At 72.1% G+C, this 23,584-nt stretch carries 23 protein-coding genes; 15 read left to right on the top strand and 8 right to left on the bottom strand.

The window, feature by feature from the left end; genetic code table 11:
• The first annotated feature begins 38 nt into the window (after positions 1–38).
• Entirely contained in the window at positions 39–1,403 is a 1,365-nt protein-coding gene (locus H508_RS0105950) for an NAD-dependent succinate-semialdehyde dehydrogenase (protein WP_026373392.1), read from the top strand.
• Here the strand turns inward: H508_RS0105950 and H508_RS0105945 are convergent, their stop codons facing one another.
• Positions 1,404–2,915, bottom strand: a complete 1,512-nt coding sequence (locus tag H508_RS0105945) for a CYTH and CHAD domain-containing protein (protein ID WP_026373391.1) — start codon at positions 2,913–2,915, stop codon at positions 1,404–1,406.
• 30 nt (positions 2,916–2,945) lie between these two features.
• On the bottom strand, positions 2,946–3,236 hold the full coding sequence (locus H508_RS0105940) for a rhodanese-like domain-containing protein (RefSeq protein ID WP_035254177.1): 291 nt from the start codon (positions 3,234–3,236) through the stop codon (positions 2,946–2,948).
• Positions 3,237–3,281: 45 nt separating this feature from the next.
• Between H508_RS0105940 and H508_RS0105935 the strand changes: the two genes are divergently transcribed.
• Positions 3,282–3,761, top strand: coding sequence for a VOC family protein (locus H508_RS0105935; protein WP_026373389.1), 480 nt, complete (start codon positions 3,282–3,284; stop codon positions 3,759–3,761).
• 16 nt (positions 3,762–3,777) lie between these two features.
• Here H508_RS0105935 and hisN read toward each other — a convergent pair whose 3' ends face one another.
• Genes hisN through aroA form a run of 3 tightly spaced genes read right to left on the bottom strand, consistent with a single transcriptional unit; the run spans position 3,778 to position 6,965 of the window.
• Positions 3,778–4,554 carry a histidinol-phosphatase gene (gene hisN, locus H508_RS0105930; protein ID WP_084155155.1) on the bottom strand — a complete coding sequence of 259 codons (777 nt, stop codon included), beginning with the start codon at positions 4,552–4,554 and terminating at the stop codon, positions 3,778–3,780.
• A 22-nt stretch (positions 4,555–4,576) separates the two neighbouring features.
• Positions 4,577–5,617 carry a ribosome small subunit-dependent GTPase A gene (rsgA, locus tag H508_RS14825; RefSeq protein ID WP_035254175.1) on the bottom strand — a complete coding sequence of 347 codons (1,041 nt, stop codon included), beginning with the start codon at positions 5,615–5,617 and terminating at the stop codon, positions 4,577–4,579.
• A gap of 4 nt (positions 5,618–5,621) precedes the next feature.
• Entirely contained in the window at positions 5,622–6,965 is a 1,344-nt protein-coding gene (gene aroA / locus H508_RS0105920) for a 3-phosphoshikimate 1-carboxyvinyltransferase (RefSeq protein WP_026373387.1), read from the bottom strand.
• 74 nt (positions 6,966–7,039) lie between these two features.
• On the opposite strand from aroA, the gene H508_RS14820 reads away from it, so the two are divergent.
• Together H508_RS14820 and H508_RS0105910 are read left to right on the top strand one after the other, a co-directional pair.
• A complete protein-coding gene (locus tag H508_RS14820) occupies positions 7,040–7,645 on the top strand; it encodes a sigma-70 family RNA polymerase sigma factor (RefSeq protein WP_051222838.1) in 606 nt (201 codons plus the stop codon).
• Complete coding sequence (locus H508_RS0105910; protein ID WP_051222836.1) at positions 7,642–7,917, top strand: zf-HC2 domain-containing protein; 276 nt, start codon at positions 7,642–7,644, stop codon at positions 7,915–7,917. The genes H508_RS14820 and H508_RS0105910 overlap by 4 nt, the downstream gene beginning before the upstream one ends.
• A gap of 51 nt (positions 7,918–7,968) precedes the next feature.
• Here the strand turns inward: H508_RS0105910 and aceB are convergent, their stop codons facing one another.
• Together aceB and aceA are read right to left on the bottom strand one after the other, a co-directional pair.
• Positions 7,969–9,630, bottom strand: coding sequence for a malate synthase A (gene aceB / locus H508_RS14815; protein WP_084155154.1), 1,662 nt, complete (start codon positions 9,628–9,630; stop codon positions 7,969–7,971).
• Between the two features lie 30 nt (positions 9,631–9,660).
• Positions 9,661–10,935 carry an isocitrate lyase gene (gene aceA, locus H508_RS0105900; protein WP_156906022.1) on the bottom strand — a complete coding sequence of 425 codons (1,275 nt, stop codon included), beginning with the start codon at positions 10,933–10,935 and terminating at the stop codon, positions 9,661–9,663.
• A 168-nt stretch (positions 10,936–11,103) separates the two neighbouring features.
• Here aceA and H508_RS0105895 point away from each other — a divergent pair, with 168 nt between their 5' ends.
• Positions 11,104–12,603: a helix-turn-helix domain-containing protein gene (locus tag H508_RS0105895; RefSeq protein WP_026373384.1), complete on the top strand. Its 1,500-nt coding sequence runs from the start codon at positions 11,104–11,106 to the stop codon at positions 12,601–12,603.
• On the opposite strand, the gene H508_RS0105890 is transcribed toward H508_RS0105895, so the two are convergent.
• A complete protein-coding gene (locus tag H508_RS0105890) occupies positions 12,600–13,193 on the bottom strand; it encodes an acyltransferase (protein WP_026373383.1) in 594 nt (197 codons plus the stop codon). The genes H508_RS0105895 and H508_RS0105890 overlap by 4 nt on opposite strands.
• Positions 13,194–13,397: 204 nt before the next feature.
• Between H508_RS0105890 and H508_RS0105885 the strand changes: the two genes are divergently transcribed.
• Genes H508_RS0105885 through H508_RS0105840 form a run of 10 tightly spaced genes read left to right on the top strand, consistent with a single transcriptional unit; the run spans position 13,398 to position 23,562 of the window.
• The gene (locus H508_RS0105885; RefSeq protein ID WP_051222834.1) at positions 13,398–14,513 is read left to right on the top strand and encodes a Gfo/Idh/MocA family protein; all 1,116 of its coding nucleotides are present in this window, start codon (positions 13,398–13,400) and stop codon (positions 14,511–14,513) included.
• Positions 14,510–15,505 (top strand): NAD-dependent epimerase/dehydratase family protein, encoded by a 996-nt coding sequence (locus H508_RS0105880; RefSeq protein ID WP_026373381.1) that lies wholly within the window; start codon positions 14,510–14,512, stop codon positions 15,503–15,505. The genes H508_RS0105885 and H508_RS0105880 overlap by 4 nt, the downstream gene beginning before the upstream one ends.
• Positions 15,502–16,647, top strand: coding sequence for a DegT/DnrJ/EryC1/StrS family aminotransferase (locus H508_RS0105875; protein WP_026373380.1), 1,146 nt, complete (start codon positions 15,502–15,504; stop codon positions 16,645–16,647). The genes H508_RS0105880 and H508_RS0105875 overlap by 4 nt, the downstream gene beginning before the upstream one ends.
• Positions 16,644–17,267: an acetyltransferase gene (locus H508_RS0105870; protein WP_026373379.1), complete on the top strand. Its 624-nt coding sequence runs from the start codon at positions 16,644–16,646 to the stop codon at positions 17,265–17,267. The genes H508_RS0105875 and H508_RS0105870 overlap by 4 nt, the downstream gene beginning before the upstream one ends.
• 2 nt (positions 17,268–17,269) lie before the next feature.
• On the top strand, positions 17,270–18,391 hold the full coding sequence (locus H508_RS0105865; protein WP_026373378.1) for a DegT/DnrJ/EryC1/StrS family aminotransferase: 1,122 nt from the start codon (positions 17,270–17,272) through the stop codon (positions 18,389–18,391).
• On the top strand, positions 18,388–19,845 hold the full coding sequence (locus H508_RS0105860) for an oligosaccharide flippase family protein (protein WP_026373377.1): 1,458 nt from the start codon (positions 18,388–18,390) through the stop codon (positions 19,843–19,845). The genes H508_RS0105865 and H508_RS0105860 overlap by 4 nt, the downstream gene beginning before the upstream one ends.
• The gene (locus H508_RS0105855) at positions 19,842–21,095 is read left to right on the top strand and encodes a glycosyltransferase (RefSeq protein WP_026373376.1); all 1,254 of its coding nucleotides are present in this window, start codon (positions 19,842–19,844) and stop codon (positions 21,093–21,095) included. Before H508_RS0105860 ends, H508_RS0105855 begins: the two co-directional genes overlap by 4 nt.
• Complete coding sequence (locus H508_RS0105850) at positions 21,085–22,230, top strand: glycosyltransferase (protein WP_026373375.1); 1,146 nt, start codon at positions 21,085–21,087, stop codon at positions 22,228–22,230. The genes H508_RS0105855 and H508_RS0105850 overlap by 11 nt, the downstream gene beginning before the upstream one ends.
• Entirely contained in the window at positions 22,217–22,891 is a 675-nt protein-coding gene (locus H508_RS0105845) for a hypothetical protein (protein ID WP_156906007.1), read from the top strand. Before H508_RS0105850 ends, H508_RS0105845 begins: the two co-directional genes overlap by 14 nt.
• Positions 22,888–23,562, top strand: coding sequence for a YveK family protein (locus H508_RS0105840; protein WP_026373373.1), 675 nt, complete (start codon positions 22,888–22,890; stop codon positions 23,560–23,562). Before H508_RS0105845 ends, H508_RS0105840 begins: the two co-directional genes overlap by 4 nt.
• Positions 23,563–23,584 lie beyond the last annotated feature (22 nt).

Below are 23,584 nucleotides of genomic sequence, written 5' to 3'. Positions count from 1 at the left end.
GACTAGCCTGGAGGCTCCCGATCCTGCGAGGAGGCAGCGTGAGCGAGTACCGGGTCGTCGACCCCTACACCGGCCAGGTCGTCAAGGAGTACCCCACCGCGACCGATGACGAGATCCGTGCGGCGATCGAGCGCGCCCACGCGGCGTTCGAGCCGTGGCGCGCGACGCCGATGGAGGAGCGCGCCGCCATCCTCTCGAAGGCCGCCACGGCCTTCACCGAGCGCTCGCGCGAGCTCGCCGAGATCATCCGCACCGAGATGGGCAAGCCGCTCGGCCAGGGCGTCTTCGAGGCGGAGTTCTCGGGCGAGATCATCCAGTACTACGCCGACAACGCCGCGGAGTTCCTCGCCGACGAGGTGCTGACGACGCGCTCCGGCCTCGACGCGCGCGTCGTGAAGTCGGCGCAGGGCGTGATCCTCGGCATCATGCCGTGGAACTTCCCGTACTACCAGGTCGCGCGCTTCGCCTTCCCCAACCTCATGCTCGGCAACACGGTGCTGCTCAAGCACGCGCCGCAGTGCCCGTGGTCGGCCACGGTCATCACCGAGATCCTCGAGGAGGCGGGGCTGCCGGCCGGCGCCTACGAGAACATCTTCGCGACGAACGACCAGATCGGCGAGATCGTCATCCCCGACCCGCGCGTGCGCGGCGTCTCGCTCACCGGCTCCGAGCGCGCGGGTGCCGCGGTCGCCGAGATCGCCGGCCGCAACCTCAAGAAGGTCGTGCTCGAGCTCGGCGGGAGCGACCCCTTCGTCGTGCTCTCGACCGACGACATGGATGCGGTGGTCGAGTCCGCAGTCGCGACGCGCATGGAGAACTCGGGCCAGGCGTGCAACGCCTCCAAGCGCTTCATCGTCGTCGACGAGCTCTACGACGAGTTCTCGGCCCGCCTCGCGGAGGCGATCGCCGCGGTCGAGGTCGGTGACGCCGACGACGAGGACGCGCTCGTGGGCCCGCTCTCGTCGCGAGCGGCAGCCGACCGGCTCCGCGAGCAGACGAGCGCCGCGGTCGCCGAGGGCGCGCGCGTGCTCGCCGGCGCGATCGAGGGCGACGGCACGCGCGTGCAGCCGGCGCTGCTCGCCGACGTCACGGACGCCATGAGCGTCTACCGCGAGGAGCTCTTCGGCCCCGTCGGCACCGTCTACCGCGCGAAGGACGTCGACGACGCCGTGCGCATCGCGAACGACACGCCTTTCGGGCTCGGTGCGCGCGTGTGGTGCAGCGACCCCGAGCTCGCCCGCGCGGTCGCCGACCGCATCGATGCCGGCATGGTCGCGATCAACGACGCGAGCGCGGAGGACTACGACATGCCCTTCGGCGGCACGAAGCGATCCGGCTTCGGCCGCGAGCTCGGCCCGCACGGCATGGAGGAGTTCATGAACAAGAAGCTCGTCGTCGGCTGATCAGTCCAGCCAGCGGCGTCGCCGCTTCGCGCGCGCCCGTGCCCACGCCGACCCGAGCTCCGACTCGGCCGCGAGGGCGCGGGCGCGCTCGTGCCCGGCCAGCAGCCCGTAGCTGAAGGCGTTCTCGCCGCGCAGGTGCGCCTGCATGCCCAGCTCGCGCAGCACCGGCTGCGCGACGACCGCGTCGTGGTGGTCGCCGAGCACGGACTGCACGCGCGCGAGCGCCTTGGCGGAGCGCGCCGCTGGCCGACCCGCTGCGGGCTCGAGCGCCTCGGCGGCGTAGCGCGCTCGCTTCACGGCCTTCCGAGCCTCGTGCAGCAGCGCGTCGTGCCTCGGTCCCGGCGGCGCCGCCGCTGCTCGCTCGAGCCGTCGACGCGTGCGGCGCAGCTCGCGGCGCACGAGCGGCAGCAGCAGCTCGGCGGCCGTGCCGTCGGCGTCCGCGCGCCACGGCGGCTGCTCGACGATCCCGGCGAGCGCGTCCGCGAGCGCGAGCCAGCGCTCCGACTCGAGCGCCTCGAGCGTGCCCTCGCGCGCGGCGGCGGCACGCGAGCGCACCGCGTCGTCGATGCGGCTCGCGACCGGGCCGATGGCGAGCTCCGCGGGCAGGGCGGCGACGGCCGCCGCGAGTCGGTCCCGCAGCACCTCGGCATCGCGCTCCTCGCCGAGCGCACGCGCGAGCCAGCGCAGCTCGGCCCTGATCGGCTCGGTCTGCTCCGCCTCGAGCAGCGGCCGGAAGGTCGCGAGCGCGGAGCGCAGGCGGCGGAGGGCCACGCGCATGCGATGCACGCCGCCCGGCGCGTCGAGCCGCACGAGCACGTCCTGCGCGACGAGCGCCCGGCGCTGCTCCGCCAGGCGCGCGAGCACGACGTCGCGCGCTGGACCGTCGAGCCGCGACTCCGGCACCCGTGCCCCACGGGGCGCGCGCTCGCCGAGCGCCCGCACGAGCTTCGACGCGTGGCCCGCGGGACGGGCGCCAGCCCCCTCGAGCGCCGCGACGACCCGCTCGAGGTCGTCGACCTCGCCGTCGATCAGCTCCGCCTCCCACTCGCGCCACACGACGCGCGGCGATGCACCGTCGAGCGGCTCGGCGGCGACCTCGTCGTCGGCGATCTCGACGAGCTCGCGGCCGGTCGCGTCGAGCAGCCGCAGCATGCGGCGCCGGGTGCGGAGGCGCACGACGGCCTCGAGCGGCTCGCCGCGCGAGTGCAGCCGCACGGCGTCGCGCAGCGGTGCGGGCACCGATCGAGAGCCGTCGAGCGGCAGCTGCACCTCGGCGCGAGCGCCGCCCGCGGGCACCTTGAGGTGCCAGCCGTCGTCGATGCCGCCGCTGCGGCGCCGCAGCGAGATGCCGGCCGCCGCGAGCGCGAGGCTCGCGGTGTCGAAGTACTCGGCCTCGAGCGCGAGCTCGAGCGCCGTCATCGACGCGACGCGCGGGATCGCCTCGAGTGCGGGCAGCTCGGCTCCCTCGGGCGGCTCGAGCTTCGTCTCGACTTCGCGGTGGTGGGTCGCCATGCCCCCGGTTCTACACCGCTGGGCCGAGCGTCAGGCGACCGTGCCGGTCATCGGGCGGCCCTCCGCCGCCCACCGGATGGTCCCGCCCGCGACGTTCACGGCATCCATGCCCCGCTGCTCGAGGAAGGCCACGACCTGACCGCTCCGCGCCCCCGAGCGGCAGATGACCGCCGCGCCGTCGGGCACCTCGTCGAGCCGCTCGACGATCTCGCTCATCGGGATGTGCAGGGCGCCGACCGCGTGCCCCGCGTCCCACTCGTGCTGCTCGCGCACATCCAGGAGCGGGCGGTCGGCGGCCTCGGCGGGCGTGATCTCTCGCATGGATCGAGGCTATCGATCCGCTGCGGCGGCGAGCATCATGGCCGCATGACGGATGTGCGCACGGTGCTCTGGTTCGACGGCCGCATCGAGGAGGCGGCCGAGCTCTACGTCTCGCTCCTGCCCGGCTCCGCGGTCACCGACGTGATGCGGATCCCGGAGGACGAGAACCCCTGGCCCGGCGGGATGGCGGCGGGGGAGGCGCTCACGATCGACCTGACGATCGGCGGGGCGCCCTTCCAGCTGCTGAACGGCGGGCCGCAGTTCCTGCAGTCGGAGGCGGTCTCGATCGCGCTCACGGTCGACGGGCAGGCCGAGGTCGACCGGCTGTGGGACGCGCTCGTCGCCGACGGCGGCGAGGAGTCGATGTGCGGGTGGTGCCGCGATCGCTTCGGCGTCTCGTGGCAGGTCATCCCGAAGCAGCTCGGCGAGCTCATGCAGGGACCGCGCTCGAAGGACGTCACGCGCGCGATGCTCGAGATGCAGAAGCTCGACGTCGCGGCGCTCGAGGCCGCCGCGCGCGGCTGAACCCGGGGCGGCGCGGTCAGCGCGCGAGGCGCTCGAGCAGCGCCTCGTGCAGCGCGCCGTTCGTGGCGAGCGCAGAGCCGTGCCACAGGCCCGCGTGGCCCTCGACCGACGTGAAGCGGCCGCCGGCCTCCTCGATCACTGGCACGAGCGCGGCCATGTCGTAGGGCTTGAGGTCGAACTCCGCGACCGCGTCGACCTTGCCCTCGGCGAGCAGCATGTAGCTCCACGCATCGCCGTACGAGCGGGCCCGCCACACGTCGCGCTGCAGCCCGATGAGGTCGTCGAGCCTGCCCGCGCCGTCCCAGCCCTGGATCGCGTTGTACGAGAGCACCGCATCCGGCAGCGCCGCGACCCCCGAGACGCGCAGCCGCCGGGGCTCGGCGGGATGGGTCCACGCACCCGAGCCCTCGGCCGCCCACCAGCGGGCGCCGAGGGCAGGGGAGGAGACGACGCCGACGACGGGCCTGCCCTCGACCGCGAGCGCGATGAGGGTCGCCCAGATCGGGGCGCCGCGCAGGAAGTGCGCCGTGCCGTCGATCGGGTCGACGATCCACTGCCGCGGCGCGTCGCCCTCGGTGCCGAACTCCTCGCCGAGGATCGCGTCGCCCGGGCGCTCCTCGGCGAGCATGGCGCGGATGCGCTGCTCGACCGCGCGGTCGGCGTCCGTCACGTGCGTCGTGTCGGCCTTCGTCGTGATCTCGAGGTCCTGCGCGCCGAAGCGCGCCATCGAGATGGCGTCGGCGGCGTCGGCGAGCCGGAGCGCGAGGGCGAGGTCGTCGTCGTAGCGGGTCACGCCCTCCAGCGTAGGCGGCGCGTCACTCCTCGTGCCGCTGCTGCCGCGCGGCGACGAGCGTGCCGAGCAGCCGCTGCATCGAGTCGACGCGGCGCTGTCCGAGGCGCCCCTCGCGCGCGGCGATCGTGAGCTCGCAGTACTCCTCGCCCGGCAGGTGCGAGCAGCCGCGCGGGCAGTCCTCCGCGACCGCCGCGAGGTCGGGGAAGCCGCGGAGCACGTTGGCGGTCGCGACGTGGCCGAGGCCGAACGAGCGCACGCCCGGGGTGTCGATGATCCAGCCCGAGCCGAGCTTGAACGAGACGGTCGACGACGAGGTGTGGCGGCCGCGGCCGGTGACGGCGTTCACGTGGCCGACCGCGCGCATCGCGCCCGGCACGAGCGCGTTCACGAGCGTCGACTTGCCGACGCCGGAGTGGCCGACGGCGACGGTCGTGTGGCCGTCGAGCCGCTCGCGCAGCGCCTCGACCGGGGGGTCGTCGATCGACGACTGCCACACCTCGATGTCGAGCCCCTCGAAGTGGGCGAGGAAGGGCGCGGGGTCCGCGACGTCGGTCTTCGTGACGACCATGACGGGCGTGATCCCGGCGTCGAGCGCCGCCACGAGGTAGCGGTCGACGAGGGCCGGCCGCGGCTCCGGATCGGCCGCGGCGACGACCATGAGCAGCACGTCGGCGTTCGCGACGATGACGCGCTCGACGACGTCGGTGTCGTCGGCGGAGCGGCGCAGCACCGTCGAGCGGGGCTGGATGCGCACGATGCGGGCGAGCGATCCCTCCTCGCCGCTCGTGTCGCCCACGACGTCGACCCGGTCGCCCGCGACGATCGCCTGCTTGCGCAGCTCGCGCGCCCGTGCGGCGGTCACGACGGCCTCGTCGGGCTCGCCGACGCGCACGGCGAGCGTGTAGCGACCGCGGTCGACGGCCGTCACGATGCCCGTGATGGCGTCGTCGTGCTCGGGCCGGTGCTTCGAGCGCGGCCGGTTCGCCTTGGGGTTCGGCCGCTCGCGCACGCTCGACTCGTCGTACTCCTCGTACGGGTCCTCGTAGTCGCCGAGCCAGCTCATGCGCTCACGCCGTCGCTCCGTCGCCGCCCGACCCCGCGAGCATCCCCGCCCACAGCTCGGGGAACTCGGGGATCGTCTTCGCCGTCGCGCCGATGTCGTCGACCTCGACGCCGGGGACCCGCAGGCCCACGACGGCGCCGGCCGTCGCGATGCGGTGGTCATCGAACGCGCGCCACGCGCCGCCCGTGAGCGGGGCCGGCTCGACGCGGATGCCGTCGGGCAGCGCCTGGGCGCGCCCGCCGAGCGCCGCGATGTCGTCGACGAGGGCGCGGATGCGGTCGGTCTCGTGCCCGCGGATGTGGCCGATCCCCGTGACCTCCACGGGCCCGGACGCGAGGGCGCCGAGCGCGACGATCGTCGGCGCGAGCTCGCCCGCCGCGTGCATGTCGAGGCTCGCGCCGGGGATCGCGCCGCCGACGGCCTCGACCGTGAGGGACCCATCCGCGAGCCGCGACGTCGCGCCGAACGGCTCGAGCAGCTGCGGCAGGAGCGCGCCCACCTGGGTCGTCTCGCTCGGCCAGCCGTCGAGCACGACGCGGCCGCCGACCGCGACGACGGCGGCGAGGAACGGCGCCGCGTTCGAGAGGTCGGGCTCGATCCGCTCGTCGAGCGCTGCGATGGGGCCGGGCTCGACGCGCCACGCGGCGTCGCCCACGCGGCGCGCGTCGACCCCGCGCTGCCGGAGCGCCTCGAGCGTCATCTCGATGTGGGGGAGCGAGGGCAGCCGCTCGCCGCGGTGGTGGAGGGTGAGCCCCTCGTCGAATCGCGCGCCGACGAGCAGGAGCGCCGAGACGAACTGGCTCGACGCGCTCGCGTCGATCTCGATCTCGCCGCCGCGCACGCCACCCGGACCGCCGGGCCCGCGCACGCCGTGCACCGTGAAGGGCAGGCGCGGCGCGTCGGCGTCGACCCGCACGCCGAGTGCGCGGAGGCTCGCGATCGTCTCGGCCATCGGCCGCTCGCGCGCGTGCGGGTCGCCGTCGAACGCGACCGGGCCGTCGCCGAGCGCCGCGACGATGGGCAGGAATCGCATCGCGGTGCCCGCGAGCCCGCAGTCGATCGATGCGCCGCCCCTGATCGGGCCGGGCGTCACGGCGAGATCGGGCCCGAAGCGGCCGTCGCCGGGCACCTCGCGGATCGTCGCGCCGAGCGACCTGAGGCCCTCGACCATGATGCGGCTGTCGCGGCTGCGGAGCGGCCGGTGGAGCGTCGAGCCGCCGTCGGCGAGCGCCGCGAGCAGCAGCGCCCTGTTCGTCAGGCTCTTCGAGCCGGGCAGCTGCACGCGCGCGTCGAGCCGCGAGGTCGCGGTGGGGGCCGTCCAGGGCCGGGAATGATCGGGGTTCGGCATCGGTTGCAATCTATCGGTCGGAGGCGGATCGTGAGGAGGTGCCGGTGCCGACAGCGACACTAGACTCGCCCGCGATGGCAAGCGAGCAGACAGAGGCGGCGAAGCGCGACGACTTCGCTGAGCAGGCGATGCAGTACGCGGACCAGCTCTACGGAGCGGCGATGCGCATGACGCGCAACCCCGCCGACGCGGCGGACCTCGTGCAGGAGACGCTGCTCAAGGCCTACGCGGCGTACGGCTCGTTCAAGCAGGGCACGAACCTGCGGGCCTGGCTCTACCGCATCCAGACCAACACCTACATCAACACCTATCGCAAGCAGCAGCGCAGGCCCTTCGAGGCGGCGCTCGACGACCTGGCGGAGTGGCAGATCGGCGACGCCGAGTCGTTCACGGCGTCGGCATCGCGCAGCGCCGAGGCGGAGGCGATCCACCGGATGCCCTCGGGCGTCGTGAAGGATGCGCTGCAGGAGGTCCCCGAGGACTTCCGCATGGCGGTCTACTGGGTCGACGTCGAGGGCCTCAGCTACGCCGAGACCGCAGAGGTCATGGAGACGCCGATCGGCACCGTCATGAGCCGGCTGCACCGCGGCCGCAAGCTGCTGCGAGGCCTGCTGGCCGACTACGCCCGGGAGCAGGGCATCGCCGTGCAGGATGCCACCGTGAAGGAGAAGAAGTCGTGAGCGAGACGCCGACCGTCGCCGAGACCGCGGCGAGGAAGGACTGCGCCGAGGCGCGGGCCGCGCTGGAGGAGTACCTCCACAACGAGCTCTGCGCCGAGGATGCCGCAGACGTGCGCGCGCACCTCGACGAGTGCGAGGAGTGCTCGGCCGAGCACCACGTGGGCGAGATGCTGACGGCGGCGCTCCAGGGCGCGTGCAAGGACCGCGCCCCCGAGGAGCTGCGCGCGAAGCTGCTCGCGAGCCTGCGCGCCGCGCAGGCGCAGCACGGCTGACGGCCATGGCGCAGGGCGGGACCGATCGGTCCCGCCCTGCGCCCATCTGCCTCACGCCGCCGCGCGCGCGTCCTGCCCGACCGGGGCCGACGCATCCTGCACCGGGATCGGGCCGGTCGCAGGTCGCTCCGCGCCGTCGCCGAGGTAGCGCTCCGTGCCCGCGAGCGTCAGGAACGCGGGGTACGCCTCCTCGAGCGCGGTCTCGCGGAAGAGCCCGATCGCCTCGCGGAAGCGGTTGCCCGCCTCGTCGGCGAACGAGCGCGCGAGCTCCGCGACGATCGCCTCGCAGCGCTCGCGCGTGACGGTGCGGCCGTCGCTCGTGACCGACTCGTTGTGGATCCACTGCCACACCTGCGAGCGCGAGATCTCGGCGGTCGCGGCGTCCTCCATGAGCGAGTGGATCGCGACGGCGCCGTGGCCGCGCAGCCACGCCTCCATGTAGCGGATCGCGATCTCGATGTTCGAGCGCAGCCCCGCGTCGGTGATCTCGCCCTCGGTCGTCGAGAGGTCGATGAGGGCGGCCGCGTCGACCGCGACGTCGTCGCGCGAGCGGTCGAGCTGGTGCGGCCGGTCGCCCAGCACGGCGTCGAACGCCGCGCGGCACGTCTCGACGAGCCCGGGGTGCGCGACCCACGAGCCGTCGAAGCCGTCGCCTGCCTCGCGCGACTTGTCGGCGGCCACGGCGCGGAGCGCGCGCTCGGTCGCCTCCGGATCCTTCGCGCTCGGCACGAACGCCGCCATGCCGCCGATCGCGTGCGCGCCCCGCCGGTGGCACGCCCGCACGAGCTGCTCCGTGTAGGCGCGCATGAAGGGCGCCGTCATCGTCAGCCGCGCGCGGTCCGGCAGCACGAAGTCCGGCCCGCGCAGCCGGAAGGCCTTGATCATCGAGAAGAGGTAGTCCCAGCGGCCCGCGTTGAGGCCGGCTGAGTGCTCGCGCAGCTCCCAGAGGATCTCCTCCATCTCGAACGCCGCGGTGATCGTCTCGATGAGCACCGTCGCCCGGATCGTGCCGCGATCGATGCCGAGCCGATCCTGCGCGAGCACGAAGACGTCGTTCCACAGCCGCGCCTCGCGGTGGTCCTCGAGCTTCGGCAGGTAGAAGTAGGGGCCGCGGCCGCGCGCGATGAGCTCTCGGCCGTTGTGGAAGAGGTGCAGGCCGAAGTCGACGAGCGAGCCCGACATCGGCTTCCCGTCCACGACGATCCGGTGCTCGTCGAGGTGCCAGCCGCGCGGGCGCACGACGATCGTCGGCGTCTCGGTCGCCGTGACCCGGTACTCCTTGCCCGCGGGGCTCGTGAACGAGATCCGGTCGCGGATCGCGTCCTGCAGGTTGACCTGGCTCGCGATGACGTTCCGCCACAGCGGGCTCGAGGCGTCCTCGCAATCGGCGAGCCATACCTTCGCGCCCGAGTTGAGCGCGTTGATCGTCATCTTGCGCTCGATCGGTCCGGTGATCTCGACCCGGCGGTCCTCGAGCCCGGGGGCGGGCGGGGCGACCCGCCAGCTGTCGTCCTCCCGGACGTGCGCGGTCGCCTCGAGGAACCGGGGCGTCTCGCCGTCGGTGAGCGCGGCGCGGCGCTTGCGCCGGTCCTGCAGCAGCTGCTGCCTCGAGCACTCGAACGCGTCGTGGAGCTCGAGCAGGAAGGCGAGGGCGTCGTCGGTGAGGACGCGGTCCTGCCCCTCGGCGTGGTCGGTGATGCGGATGCGTTCCATCGTCGTCCTCCTTCGGGTGGGTCTCTCGGATCAGTGGAACTGCTCGGTCTCGGTCGAGCCCGCGAGCGCGAGCGTCCCCGAGTCGGGGTTGAGCGCGGTCGCGACGAGGTCGAACCAGCCGGTGCCGACCTCGCGCTGGTGCTTCGTCGCGGTGTAGCCGCTCGCCTCGGCCGCGAACTCGCGCTCCTGCAGGTCGACGTAGGCGGTCATGTGCTGCTCGGCGTAGCCCTTCGCGAGGTCGAACATCGAGTGGTTGAGGGCGTGGAAGCCCGCGAGGGTGATGAACTGGAAGCGGAACCCCATCGCGCCGAGCTCGCGCTGGAACCTCGCGATCTCGTCGTCGTCGAGGTGCTTCCGCCAGTTGAACGACGGCGAGCAGTTGTAGGCGAGCAGCTGGTCGGGGAACTGCGCCTTGATGCCCTCGGCGAAGCGGCGGGCGACCTCGAGGTCGGGCTTGCCGGTCTCCATCCACAGCAGGTCGGCGTACTCGGCGTACGCGAGCCCGCGGGCGATGCACGGCTCGATGCCGTTGCGCACCTCGTAGAAGCCCTCGGCGGTGCGGCCGCCCGTGAGGAACGGGCGGTCGCGCTCGTCGACGTCGCTCGTGAGCAGGGTCGCCGCCTCGGCGTCGGTGCGCGCGATGATGACGGTCGGCACGTCCTCGACGTCGGCGGCGAGGCGCGCGGCGTTGAGCGTGCGCACGTGCTGCTGCGTGGGGATGAGCACCTTGCCGCCGAGGTGGCCGCACTTCTTCTCGCTCGCGAGCTGGTCCTCCCAGTGCACGCCAGCGGCGCCCGCCGCGATCATGGCGCGCATGAGCTCGAACGCGTTGAGCGGTCCGCCGAAGCCCGCCTCGGCATCCGCGACGATCGGCGCGAGCCAGTCGGCGACGGTGCGCTTGCCCTCGCTGCGCTCGATCTGGTCGGCGCGCTGCAGCGCGTTGTTGATGCGGCGCACGACGGCGGGCACCGAGTTCGCGGGGTAGAGCGACTGGTCGGGGTAGGTCTGGCCGGCGAGGTTCGAGTCGGCGGCGACCTGCCAGCCCGAGAGGTAGATCGCCTCGAGGCCCGCGCGCACCTGCTGCACCGCCTGGTTGCCGGTCAGCGCGCCGAGTGCGCGCACGGGCGTCTCGTCGCCGTGCAGCCGCGCGAAGAGCCGCTCGGCGCCGCGGCGCGCGAGGGTGTGCTCCTCGACGACCGAGCCGCGCAGCCGCACGACGTCGGCCGCGGAGTAGTCGCGCTGCACCCCGCTCCAGCGCGGGTTCGCCGCCCACTCGAGCTCGAGCTCGGCGGCCTCGGTCGCCATCCGGGGGTCCTGCTGCTCCGTCACGGTGTCCTCCTGTCGTCGCGCCGAGCCCTTGCCCGGCGTTGTCCTGGCTTCACTGTGGTGGCAGGGAAGGGCACCGGCGGGCGGTTCCGATGGTGAAGATCCGCATTCCTGCCAGATGGTGCAGGAGTGCCGTATGGTGCCTGCATGACGGCACCCCGAGCATCCGCGCCCGCCTCCCCGTCGGCCTGGGATCGCCCCCCGCGCGAGTCGCCGGTCGCGACGCACGTCGACGCGCTGCAGCTCGGCAAGGCGCTCCGGCACGCGCGCAAGCAGCGCGGCATGACGCTCGACGCCGTGCACGCGGCGATCGGCCTCGCGCCGTCGCAGCTCTCGGGCTTCGAGACCGGCAAGCGCGAGGCGCGCTTCTCGCAGCTGCAGCAGCTCGCGGCGCTCTACGGCGTGGGGCTCGACGAGCTCACCGGCACCGCGCCGCCGTCGCGCCGCGCTGCGCTCGAGCTGCGCCTCGAGCGCGCGATGCAGTCGTCGATGTGGCAGCAGAAGCGGCTGCCGACGATGCGGATCGGGCCGCGCACGCCCGACGACGTGCTCGAGACGATGCTCGCGCTCGTCGACGAGCTCGAGCGCGTCGCCGAGGAGCGCGTCGCGACGCCGGAGGAGGCGCGCCGCGCGAACGTGCAGCTGCGCGCCGAGATGCGCGCGCGCGACAACCACTTTCCGGAGATCGAGGCGGAGGCCGCGGCGATGCTCGAGCGCGTCGGGTACCAGTCAGGACCGCTCTCGCAGCACCTCATCGCCGCGATCACGGAGCGCCTCGGCTTCTCGGTGCACCACGTCGGCGACCTCCCGCACTCGACGCGATCCGTCACCGACCTCAAGCGCAAGCGGATCTACCTCTCCCGGTCGTCGCGCACCGACCACGACCCGCGCTCGGTGCTGCTGCAGGCGCTCGGGCACCACGTGCTCGGCCACGCCGTGCCGGCGGACTACGGGGCGTTCCTGCGGCAGCGCATCGAGACGAACTACTTCGCCGCGGCGCTGCTCATGCCCGAGCGCACCGCTGTCGACTTCCTCGCCGCGGCGAAGGCCGAGCGGCAGCTCGCGGTCGAGGACCTGCGGGACGCGTTCGCGGTCTCCTACGAGGCGGCGGCGCATCGCCTCACGAACCTCGCGACCGCGCACCTCGGCATCCCGCTGCACTTCCAGAAGGTGCACGAGTCGGGGATCATCTACAAGGCCTACGAGAACGACGGTGTGACGTTCCCGGCCGACCACACGGGCGCGATCGAGGGCCAGCCGGTCTGCAAGCGGTGGACGAGCCGCGAGGTCTTCGACGCCGCCGACCGGGTCAACCCCTTCGAGCAGTACACCGAGACGCCGGCGGGCACGTTCTGGTGCACGGCGATGACCGAGCGCAGCGCCCAGGGCGAGTTCTCGCTCTCGATCGGCGTCCCCTTCTCGCAGGCCCGCTGGTTCCGCGGCCGCGCGACGAAGGAGCGCTCCGTCTCGCACTGCCCCGACCCGTCGTGCTGCCGCACGCCGCCGGCCGAGCTCGCCGAGGCATGGGCGGGGCAGGCGTGGCCGAGCGCCCGCGCGCACTCGCACCTGCTCGCCGCGCTCCCGCCGGGCGCCTTCCCGGGCGTTGACGAGACCGAGGTCTACAGCTTCCTCGCGTCGCGCGACTAGCGCGGGACGAGGGCGCCTCCCCCCTCGCGGAAGCGATCACCCGTGTCGGGGCACACCCAGTCGTCGCCCATGGCGAGCAGGCGCTTGCCGGTCCGGCCGACCCAGCCGACGCGGCGCGCGGGAACGCCGACGACGAGCGCGTGATCGGGCACATCCTCCGTCACGACCGCGCCCGCGGCGACGAGCGCCCAGCGCCCGATCGTCACCGGGGCGATGCACACCGCCCGAGCGCCGATCGACGCGCCGTCGCCGATCGAGACGCCGACCGCTATCCAGTCCGCCGCGCTCTTCACGCTCAGGTCGGGGTTCGCGGCGCGCGGGAACTCGTCGTTCGTGAGCACCGCGCCGGGGCCGATGAAGACGCCGTCCCCGAGACGCGCCGGCTCGTAGACGAGGGCATAGTTCTGCAGCTTGCACGCGTTCCCGATCGCGACCCCGGGCCCGACGTACGCGCCGCGCCCGATCGTGCAGTCGTCGCCCAGCCGGGCGCCCTCTCGCACCTGTGCGAGGTGCCACACCCGCGTGCGCGCGCCGAGCCGAGCGCCCGCGGCGACGTCTGCGGACGATTCGACGATGGCTTCCTGCGACATCCGTCCTCCTGCTCATGATCGGTAACAGTGTTCCTCAAGATCCTGCCAGGTGAAGCGAAGCACACTCACGAGGCCTGCGGGGCCGGGTTACATTCCCTCCGAAGGCGCGGATGCCCGAACCCGGGGATGTGCGCGAGCACCGTCGTCACGCGCGGAGGGATCCGCGGTTGCGGCGCCCGTGACGCCTTCGGGGAGTTGGCGGACATGACTGGCGAGCTGATCGATCGCGGCTCGCGCCGCGTTGGTGCCGGCGGCTCCGGGCGCCTGCGGGTCGCCGTCGTGGGCGCGGGCTACTGGGGTCCCAACCTCGCGCGGAACTTCCGCGCGAGCCCGGACTGGGAGCTCGCGGCGATCTGCGACCTCGACATCGAGCGGGCGAGGGGCGTCGCCGACAGGGTCGGCGGGGCTCCCGTGACGTCCGATCTCGCCGCGGTGCTCGACGATCCGAGGATCGACGCTGTCGCGATCGCGACACCCGCGCGCTCGCACCACCCGATCGTGCTGTCGGCGCTCGAGGCGGGCAAGCACGTGATGGTCGAGAAGCCGCTCGCGGACACCCGGGAGCGGGGCCTCGAGATGGACGAGGTCGCGAGGCGTCTCGGCCTCGTACTCATGGCGGATCACACCTACTGCTACACACCTGCCGTGCTGAAGGTTCGCGAGCTGATCGCAGACGGCGTGCTGGGCGACATCCTCTTCATCGACAGCGTCCGGATCAACCTCGGTCTCATCCAGCCCGATGTCGACGTGTTCTGGGACCTCGCGCCGCACGACCTCTCGATCATGGACTTCGTGCTGCCGGACGGGCTCGCGGCGACCGCGGTCTCGGCACACGGCTCAGACCCGCTCGGCACCGGGAAGTCATGCGTCGGCTACCTGGCGATGCCGCTCGCGAGCGGCGCGATGGCGCACATCCACGTCAACTGGCTCAGCCCCACGAAGATCCGGCAGATGGTCATCGGCGGCACGGAGCGCACGCTCGTGTGGGACGACCTGAACCCGCAGCAGCGGGTCAGCATCTACGACCGCGGCGTCGACATCGCCGCGGTGTCCAAGTCGACTGCGGCCGACCCTCGCGCTGCGAACATCTCGTACCGGCTCGGCGACACATGGGCGCCGGCCCTCCCGGAGCGCGAGGCGCTCGCCGGCGTCGTCGCGGAGTTCGCCGCGTCCATCCGGGAGCGTCGGGCGCCGCGGACGAGCGCCGAGTCGGGGCTGCGGGTGCTCTCGGTGCTCGAGGCCGCGACCGCGAGCCTGGCGGTCGCGGGCGCGCCGCAGCCGATCGCCGCCCGCACGCTCGAGGAAGGATTCGCGCGATGAGGCAGCTCCAAGAGGCGACAGCGCTCGTCACCGGTGGTGCCGGCACGATCGGCTCGACGGTCGTCGACCAGCTGCTCGACGCCGGCGTCGCACGCATCGACGTGCTCGACAACCTGGTGCGGGGACGCAGGGACAACCTCGACGACGCGCTCGCCAGCGGCCGTGTCAGGCTCGTCGAAGGGGACATCCGAGACGCGGGGCTCGTGGATGAGCTGACGGCAGGCAAGGACCTCGTCTTCCACCAGGCCGCGATCCGCATCACCCAATGCGCGGAGGAGCCGCGCCTCGCGCTCGAGGTGCTCGTGGATGGCACGTTCAACGTCGTGGAGTCGGCGGCTCGTCACCGCGTCGCCAAGCTCGTCGCGGCCTCGAGCGCATCGGTCTTCGGCCTCGCGGAGTCGTTCCCCACGACGGAGCGCCACCACCATCACAACAACGACACGCTGTACGGCGCGGCGAAGTCCTTCAACGAGGGACTCATCCGCAGCTTCCGCGCCATGCAGGGGCTCGACTTCGTGATCCTCCGCTACTTCAACGTCTACGGACCGCGCATGGACGTGCACGGCCTCTACACCGAGGTGCTCGTCCGATGGATGGAGCGGATCGACGACGGGAAGCCCCCGGTCATCTTCGGGGACGGGAGGCAGACGATGGACTTCGTGTGCGTGCCCGACGTCGCGCGCGCGAACGTGCTCGCGGCGCAGAGCGACGTCGTCGACGGCGACTACAACGTCGCGAGCGGTCGGGAGACGAGCCTGCTCGAGCTCGCCGAGGCGCTGCTGCGGGTCATGGGCTCGGACCTCGGGGTCGAGCACGGGCCCGAGCGCGCCGTGAACGGGGTGGAACGGCGCCTCGGCGACACGACCGCGGCAAGGCGCGACCTCGGCTTCGAGACGACGATCGACCTCGAGGAAGGGCTGCGGCAGCTCGTGGAGTGGTGGCGCCCGCTGCGCGAGGAGATCGCTGCCGCACGAGGACAGGCGGCAGCATGAGCGGCCGCATCAACGTCATGGCGCCCTGGCTGGGCCACGAGGAGGCGGATGCCCTCGCCGAGGTGGTCGCGAGCGGCTGGGTCGCGCAAGGACCTCGCGTGGCGCAGTTCGAGCATGAGTTCGCTGCCGCGATGCAGGCGCCCTTCGCAGTCGCGACGAGCAGCTGCACGACGGCGCTCCACCTCGCGCTCATCGTCGCCGGCATCGGCGTCGGCGATGACGTGGTCGTGCCGTCGTTCTCGTTCATCGCGACGACCAACGCGGTGCGCTACGTCGGCGCGAATCCCGTCTTCGCCGACGTCGATGCCATGACGGGCAATCTCACGAGCGAGACCGTCTCGGCCGCGCTCACGCCCGCGACCAGGGCGGTGATCGCCGTCGACCAAGGGGGCGTGCCGGTGGACCTCGACGGCGTCCGCGCCGCCGCCGATCCGCGCGGCGTCGTGGTGATCGAGGATGCGGCGTGCGGCGCGGGATCGACGTATCGCGGCCGTCCCGTCGGCGCCGGCGCGGAGATCACCGCGTGGTCCTTCCACCCGCGCAAGCTCCTGACGACAGGAGAGGGCGGCATGCTCACGACCCGCCGGGAGGAATGGGCGGACCGCGCTCGCCGGCTGCGCGAGCACGCGATGTCGGTGTCCGCGGCCGACCGTCACGCATCCGTCCTCGCCCCTGCGGAGCGCTACGCCGAGGTCGGCTTCAACTACCGGATGACCGACCTGCAAGCGGCGGTCGGCCTCGTGCAGCTCGCCCGGCTGCCGGAGATCGTCGCGCGGCGCCGTGAGATCGCCGCCCGCTACCAGGCGGCAGTCGCCGATATCCCGGGACTGCGCACCGTCGCGGACCCTGCGCACGGGTCGAGCAACTTCCAGTCGTTCTGGGTCGAGGTCGGCGAGGACTACCCGCTCGACCGGGATGAGCTGCTGCGCGCCCTCGCTCGAGCCGACATCTCGGCGCGACGCGGGATCATGGCGGCGCACCGCCAGCCGCCGTACCGCGCGCTCACGCCCGAGGCGGGCCTGCCCGCGACCGAGCGGCTGCACGACGGCACGCTCATCCTCCCCGTCTACCACCAGCTCACCGACGAGGACCAGCAGCGCGTCATCGCCGTGCTGCGGTCGGCGGGCGGTGAGCGGGCATGAGCGGAGGTCTGCTGCTCGTGGGTGCGAGCGGGCTCGCGCGCGAGGTGATCGCGACCGGTGTCGAGGTCGCCGGCATCCTCGACGACGACGCGTCGCTGCACGGGACGCTCGTCGGAGGCGCACCGGTGGTCGGCGCGATGGATGCTGTGCTCGCGCGCGAGGAGCGGCTGCTCGTCTGCGTCGGCCCGAGCAGGCGCCGGCGCGACGTGGTGGCTCGGCTGCGAGCGCTCGGCGTCGCCGAGGAGCGCTACGCGACGGTCGTGGCGCGATCGGCGCGGATCGGCGACTCGAGCACCGTCGGAGCCGGCAGCATCCTGCTCGACGGCGTCGTCGTCACCGCCGACGCCAGGATCGGCGACCACGTGGTGGTCATGCCGAACTGCACCGTGACTCACGACGACGTGCTCGAGGACTTCGCGACCCTCGCGGCGGGCGTCGCGCTCGGAGGCGGCGTCACGATCGGTGAAGCGTCCTACGTGGGGATGAACGCGACGGTGCGCCAAGGCGTCCGCGTCGGCGCCGAGGCCACCGTCGGCATGGCGGCGGCCGTCGTGCGCGACGTGCCCGAGGGGCAGACGTGGGCGGGAGTCCCGGCCCGTGCACTGGAGGTGAACGCGTGACGATGCGGGTGCCGTTCGTCGACCTCGCCGCGCAGCAGGCGGAGGTCGCGGCCGACGTGCTGCCCGTCTGGCGCCGCCTGCTCGAGTCGGCGAGCTTCATCGGCGGACCGGAGGTCGACGCGTTCGAGCGAGAGTACGCCGAGTACATCGGGGTGCAGCACGTCGTGGGCGTCTCGAACGGCACCGACGCGCTCGAGCTCGCGCTCCGCGCCGTGGGTGTCGGCCAGGGCGACGAGGTCATCATCCCCGCGAACACCTTCATCGCCACGGCAGAGGCTGCGTCGCGGATCGGTGCCGTGCCCGTGCCCGTCGACGTCGACGACGAGTTCCTCCTCATCGACCCCGACGCGATCGAGGCGGCGATCACGCCGAGGACCGCAGCCATCGTCCCCGTGCACCTCTTCGGCCAGACCGCGCCGATCGACGTCATCGCGCCGATCGCCGCGCGCCACGGCTTGGTGATCGTCGAGGACGCGGCGCAGTCCCAAGGCGCCGCCGGATCTGCTGGAAGGGCCGGCGCGCTGAGCCGCGTCGCCGCGACGAGCTTCTACCCCGGCAAGAACCTGGGGGCGGCTGGCGACGCCGGTGCGGTCATGACCGACGACCCCGGCATCGCGGCAATCATCCGCAACCTCGCGGCTCACGGCAGCTCCGTGAAGTACGTGCATGACCGCATCGGCATGAACGCGCGACTGGATGCCGTGCAGGCTGCCGTGCTGCGAGCAAAGCTGCGGCGGCTCGATGGCTGGAACACGGCGCGCCGCGAGGCTGCGCGGCGCTACGAGACGCTCCTCGTGGGTCTCGACGGGATGCGTCTGCCGGCGACGAGGCCGGGCAACGCAGACGTCTGGCACCTCTACGTCGTGCGCATGGACGAGCGCGACCGAGTCGCCTCGGAGCTCACCGCGCAGGGCATCGGCGTCGGCGTCCACTACCCGACGCCGTTCCACCTCACCGATGCCTACGCCGGCCTCGGACACCGGCGCGGCCAGTTCCCGGTCGCCGAGGCGGCCGCCGATCGCATCCTGTCGCTTCCCATGCACCCGCATCTGACTGGTCCGCAGCAAGAGAGCGTGGCGCGTGCGCTCCAGCTCGCGCGGAGTCGGGGGGCGGTGCGGACGTGAGCGCAGAGCCGACCCCCGCGAGCGTGGCGCAGCGCGCCTCGAAGGCGTTCGGGTGGAGCTTCGGGAACACCCTCGTCTTGAGGCTCGGCACGCTGGCGATCGGCATCGCGCTCGCGCGGCTGCTGGGTCCGGAGGAGTTCGGGATCTTCGCGATCGCCATGGTCACGCTCATGGCTGTGCTGAGCTTCAACGAGCTCGGTGTCAGCCTCGCCGTGATCCGCTGGCGCGACGACCCGGCGACGATTGCGCCGACCGTCAACACGATCGCGGCGGTGAGCAGCGCGCTGCTCACCGCGGTGGTGCTCTTCGGCGCGCCGTGGCTCTCTGCGATGCTCGGCGACGGGCGGGCAGCACCCGTGGTGCAGGTGATCTCGCTCTCCATCGTGCTCAATGGTCTCGTCGCCACGTCCGCCGCAGTGATGCAGCGCGAGTTCTTGCAGCGCCAGCGGACGATCGCCGACCAGGTCAACACCTGGCTCGGCGCCGGGCTCTCCTTGTTGCTCGTCCTGCTCGGGTGGGGCGCGATGGGCCTCGCGGTCGGGAGGCTGATCGCGAGCATCGTCTTCGCGGCGATGATCCTCCGCTGGTCTCCGGTGCCATATCGCTTCGGTTGGAATCCCGCGATCGCACGCCGCCTGGTCCGGTTCGGGCTGCCGCTCGCCGCTGCGAGCATCATCGTCTTCGCATCGGGCTACGCAGACCAAGTCGTCGTCGGGTCGCTGCTGGGGGCGCAAGCGCTCGGCTTCTACGTGCTCGCGTTCAACCTCGCCGCCTGGCCGGTATCCATCTTCTCGCTACCGCTGCGCGCGGTCGCGCCGGCCGCGTTCTCGGCGATCAAGGCCGAGCCGGAGCGGGTGTCGCGGACCTTCACCCGAGTGCTTGCGATCCTCTCGTGCGTCGCGGTGCCCGTATGCCTCGCCGCAAGCGGCGCCGCCGTGCCCGTCATCGAGTTCGTCTACGGCCCTGCCTGGCTGCCCGCGGCCGAGCCGCTGCTCTGGCTCGCCGCCCTCGCAGCGCTCAAGATCTGGTTCGAGCTGTCCTACGACTACCTGGTCGTGGTCGGGCGGTCGAGCGCTGTGCTCGTGATCCAGGGGGTCGTGTTCGCCGCGGCGCTGCCGCTCATGCTCGTCGTCGCGACGCCCTATGGGCTCGGCGGCGTCGCGGCTGTGCAATGCATCGTCGCCCTCCTGATCGCCGCGCCGCTGTACCTCGCGAGCCTCGGTCGCATCGGCGTCACCGTCCGCGCAGTGCTGGCCGCGATCGCGGCGCCCCTCGTGGCCGGACTGCTCGCATGGACGGCCGGCTGGGTGCTCAGTCAGACAGTCGCGTCGTCCTTCGCCGCGGCATCCGCCGCTGGGTTCCTGGCCGTCGTGGCGGCAGGGCTCCTCTGCCTGCGGCACCGCGGCGACCTGGAGACTCTGCTGGCGGCGATGCGCAGCAGGGAGGCGTCATGAGGGTCCTCGTGTATCCGCACGACCTGAACATGGGCGGCAGTCAGACGAATGCGATCGAGCTGGCCGCGGCGGTGTCGGAGCTCGGCCACGAGTGCATCATCTACGGGCGGCGGGGGACCCTGTGCGCCCGCGTCCACGAGCTCGGGCTGCGGTTCATCGAAGCGCCAGAGCCCGGGCGGCGCCCGTCGCCCCGCGTCGCCAACGACCTAGCCCGGCTGGTGAAGGATCTGAACGTCGACATCGTGCACGGGTACGAGTGGCCCCCAGTGCTCGATGCCGTCCTAGCGATGCGCAACGGCGCCGCCGCAGCGGTCGTGGCGACGGTGATGTCGATGTCGGTCCCGCCATTCATCCCCAGGAGCGTCCCGCTGGTTGTCGGCACGGCCGAGATCGCGGCCGCCGAGTTCGCCGCGGGGCGCAATCGCACCGCGGTCATCGAGCCGCCAGTGGATCTCCGATTCAATGCGATCGGGCCGGCGACAGGCGTCGAGACATTTCGCTCTAGGTTCGGGCTTCAGCAGGACCGGCTGAACGTGGTCGCAGTCACCCGGTTCTCGAGGGAGCTCAAGTTGGAGGGCACGCTCGCGGCGATCGACGTCATCGGCCGGCTCGCTGCGACCGCGCCAGTCCGTCTGGTGCTCGTGGGCGACGGTCCCGCGAGGGCCGAGATCTACTCCCGCGCGGACGCCGTGAATCGCCGGGCGGGGGACGGCACCATCGTGCTCACCGGTCAGCTCGACGACCCGCGTCCCGCCTACGCGGTCGCCGACATCTTCCTCGGGATGGGCGGCTCAGCGCTGCGCGCCCTCGCGTTCGGGACTCCGCTCATCGTGCAGGGCGAGCGGGGGTTCTGGAAGACGCTCACACCGCACTCCCTCGACCAATTCCTCTGGAGCGGTTGGTACGGCATCGGTGGGGGGCGTGCCGGAGGACCGGCCGCTCTCGACCGAGAGCTCCGCGGGCTCATCGGCGATGCGGAGCGACGCGGCTCGCTCGCGCAGTTCGGGTTGCAGCTGGTGCGTGAGCGATTCTCGTTGACTCGCGCGGCAGAGCTGCAGACGCGCGTATACCGGCAGGCGATCTCGTCTCCCGCGCGCCATGCCATGATCAGCGAGGCGGCGGCGCTCTTCCGATACGGCGCCTACTACGCGAGGAAGCGCGTGCGACGCGCGATGGGTACGGAAGCGACCGACGATTTCAATGCGCGTCCTGTCGCCGCGAGGAACAAGCGGGTCTCCGATGGACAGTGACGGCGCCGTCATCGTCTGGTTCGCGGGAGTGCGCTGGGATGCGATCATGGGCACCGACCGCAGGATCGTCAACGAGATCGCCGAGCACCGCCCGATCGTGTGGGTCGACCCGGCCGACCGGAGCGGTTGGCCCGGGTGGATGAGGGGAGGGCCGCCCGCCGTCACCGCACTCGGCGACGTCACGCGATTCGTCGTTCCAGCCACGCCAGGCCTGACGCGCTGGCCGTTCCGCAGCGCGACGAGGCTGCTCCGGATGCTGAGCTACCGTCGGGCCATTCGTGGTCGTGATGTTCATGCCGTCGTCGTGGCGAACCCGACCACGACGCTTCCCCGAACCAAGGCGACGAGAATCCTGTACGTGACCGATGACTGGGTCGCAGGCGCGTCACTGATGGGTTTGGACCGGACCTGGGTGTCGGCGATCCTCGATCGCAACGTGGGCCTCGCGGACGCCTTCGCCGTGGTCAGTCCCCCGTTGGCGCAAGCGATCCGGGACAGGCGTCCGAGCGCGCCGATCGCGGTGATCCCCAACGGGGCGCCAGCAGCGACGCGGGTCTCGCCATCGTTCCGCGCCCCCACGGCTGGCCTCATCGGGCAGATCAACGAGCGTATCGACCTCTCGCTCCTCGAAGCGACCGCCGACGCAGGAGTTGCCTTGCGTATCGTCGGCCCTCGGACCTCGCGCGACGGCGCTTTCAACGCGAGATTCGACCGGCTCGTCGCCCGAGAGACGGTCGACTGGCGTGGAGCGGTCGAGGCGCAGGAAATTCCGGTCCATCTCTCGGAGATCTCGGTCGGTCTGACTCCGTACACGCAGACTCGGTTCAATCGGGCTTCGTCACCTCTGAAGACGCTCGAGTACCTCGCTGCTGGCGTACCCGTCGTGTCGAGCGACCTGCCCGCTTCTCGATGGCTCAACACTGACGATGTGATCATCGGTGCCGATTCAGCGGAGTTCGTCGCGGCAGTGCGGGCGGCGATCAGAGCGGGGAACGGTGACGGTGCGGAAGCGAGGCGGAGGCATTTCGCGGATCAGCACAGCTGGCGAAGACGCGCCTTCGAGATGCTGGCGCTCATCGAAGCGGGAGGGCGCACCCGCGCGGCGCCGGATAGGACAGAGCATGACGATCATTGATGGTCTGCGCGCCATACGTCGGAGGTGGTACGTGTGCGCCTCCGCGCTGCTTCTCGCCGCTGCGCTCTTCGGACTGTTCTGGAGTGATTCCGGCGTCTATTCGACGCGCACTGTCGTCGCATTCACGTATCCGCACGAGAGCACGCTCACGCCTGACAACGCGACATCGAACGAGAGTGTCATCGCCTTCGCCGGTGCAGTCGCAGCTGCCATCGGGCCAGGCGAGCCGCCGCTCAAGTACTCGGCCTCAGATGCGCCCTTGTACGGGGCAGGCTTGCGTGAGGGCATCCTCATCGGCCTTCAAGACGAGGGGAATCAGTGGGCTCCGAGGTACGGACAGGCAGTGATCGAGATCCAGATCGTCGGGCCGTCCGAGGCATGGGTGACCGAGCGGCAGGTAGCGATCTTGGAGCATGTCGCGCTGAGCGCGGCAGCGATGCAAGACGAGCTCGCCGTCGACCCCGAGGATCGCATCACAGCGCGGGTGGAGCCGCTCACCATGGCGATCGAGCACGTGACACCTTCACGATTCGCGCGGGCCGCGGCTGTCGGTGCGCTGCTGCTCGCAGGTTCAATCACTGGGGCGTGGGCTGCGATCACAGTCGAGCTCTGGTCGAGCAGAGACGAGCGCGTCACGACTGACGAAGCGGGGCGACGATGAGCAGCGCAGGCATCCTGCGCTCGCTTCGGAGCCGGTGGTACGTCTTCCTCCCCGGCATCGTCCTCGCGATCGCCGCGGCCGTCGGGTCATGGATCATCATCCCTCCGGACTACGAGCGATCTGCCACCCAGTTGCTCCTGCCGGCGCAGGACACGCTCCCAGAGACGACTTCGAACCCCTATCTCTTCCTGGGGGGACTGACATCCGTCGCGGACGTGATCGTCCGCGCGGTGGGATCCGAAGACATCGCGCGGCAGATCACCGAGTCGCACCCGGGGTCGGAGATCACTGTCTCGCGCGACCCGCTGAGTTCAGGGCCGGTAGTCCTGATCACCGTCAGGGCGCCGAGTGACCATGCTGCTCAGGAGCTGATCGATGCCGCCGTCGCAGAGACCTCGGACGTCGTCACTCGGTTGCAGCGCGATCAGGGCATCCCGGCACAGGATCGCATCCGCGTGACCACCATCACCCACGACAGCGAGAGCACGCTGCTGCAGCGCGGCCGGATCACTGTCGTCGCTGGAGTCGGATTGGGAATCGCCGTGCTCGCGCTCCTGCTCGCGGCCGTGCTGGACGCGGTTCAGCGCACCGGTCGCCGCAAGCCCCCGAGCGTTGCTGCTACGTCTGGGGCCACCGAGGGGCCCCTCGAACCGCGGAAGTTGCGAGCGTGACCGGCCGGGAGCCTACGACGGG

It is taken from the genome of Agrococcus lahaulensis DSM 17612 (assembly GCF_000425105.1).
GTDB lineage: Bacteria > Actinomycetota > Actinomycetes > Actinomycetales > Microbacteriaceae > Agrococcus > Agrococcus lahaulensis.
The sequence above is the reverse complement of the archived record's forward strand: the minus strand, read 5'-3'. Positions and strand labels throughout refer to the sequence as shown.

Bases quoted from the DNA above. Each gene is read 5' to 3' on its own strand.
- H508_RS0105945 (WP_026373391.1), bottom strand. From the start codon at position 2,915: ATGGCGACCCACCACCGCGAAGTCGAGACGAAGCTCGAGCCGCCCGAG.
- H508_RS0105940 (WP_035254177.1), bottom strand. From the start codon at position 3,236: ATGCGAGAGATCACGCCCGCCGAGGCCGCCGACCGCCCGCTCCTGGAT.
- H508_RS0105935 (WP_026373389.1), top strand. From the start codon at position 3,282: ATGACGGATGTGCGCACGGTGCTCTGGTTCGACGGCCGCATCGAGGAG.
- rsgA (WP_035254175.1), bottom strand. From the start codon at position 5,617: ATGAGCTGGCTCGGCGACTACGAGGACCCGTACGAGGAGTACGACGAG.
- aroA (WP_026373387.1), bottom strand. From the start codon at position 6,965: ATGCCGAACCCCGATCATTCCCGGCCCTGGACGGCCCCCACCGCGACC.
- H508_RS14820 (WP_051222838.1), top strand. From the start codon at position 7,040: ATGGCAAGCGAGCAGACAGAGGCGGCGAAGCGCGACGACTTCGCTGAG.
- aceB (WP_084155154.1), bottom strand. From the start codon at position 9,630: ATGGAACGCATCCGCATCACCGACCACGCCGAGGGGCAGGACCGCGTC.
- aceA (WP_156906022.1), bottom strand. From the start codon at position 10,935: ATGGCGACCGAGGCCGCCGAGCTCGAGCTCGAGTGGGCGGCGAACCCG.
- H508_RS0105895 (WP_026373384.1), top strand. From the start codon at position 11,104: ATGACGGCACCCCGAGCATCCGCGCCCGCCTCCCCGTCGGCCTGGGAT.
- H508_RS0105890 (WP_026373383.1), bottom strand. From the start codon at position 13,193: ATGTCGCAGGAAGCCATCGTCGAATCGTCCGCAGACGTCGCCGCGGGC.
- H508_RS0105885 (WP_051222834.1), top strand. From the start codon at position 13,398: ATGACTGGCGAGCTGATCGATCGCGGCTCGCGCCGCGTTGGTGCCGGC.
- H508_RS0105880 (WP_026373381.1), top strand. From the start codon at position 14,510: ATGAGGCAGCTCCAAGAGGCGACAGCGCTCGTCACCGGTGGTGCCGGC.
- H508_RS0105875 (WP_026373380.1), top strand. From the start codon at position 15,502: ATGAGCGGCCGCATCAACGTCATGGCGCCCTGGCTGGGCCACGAGGAG.
- H508_RS0105870 (WP_026373379.1), top strand. From the start codon at position 16,644: ATGAGCGGAGGTCTGCTGCTCGTGGGTGCGAGCGGGCTCGCGCGCGAG.
- H508_RS0105865 (WP_026373378.1), top strand. From the start codon at position 17,270: ATGCGGGTGCCGTTCGTCGACCTCGCCGCGCAGCAGGCGGAGGTCGCG.
- H508_RS0105855 (WP_026373376.1), top strand. From the start codon at position 19,842: ATGAGGGTCCTCGTGTATCCGCACGACCTGAACATGGGCGGCAGTCAG.
- H508_RS0105850 (WP_026373375.1), top strand. From the start codon at position 21,085: ATGGACAGTGACGGCGCCGTCATCGTCTGGTTCGCGGGAGTGCGCTGG.
- H508_RS0105845 (WP_156906007.1), top strand. From the start codon at position 22,217: ATGACGATCATTGATGGTCTGCGCGCCATACGTCGGAGGTGGTACGTG.
- H508_RS0105840 (WP_026373373.1), top strand. From the start codon at position 22,888: ATGAGCAGCGCAGGCATCCTGCGCTCGCTTCGGAGCCGGTGGTACGTC.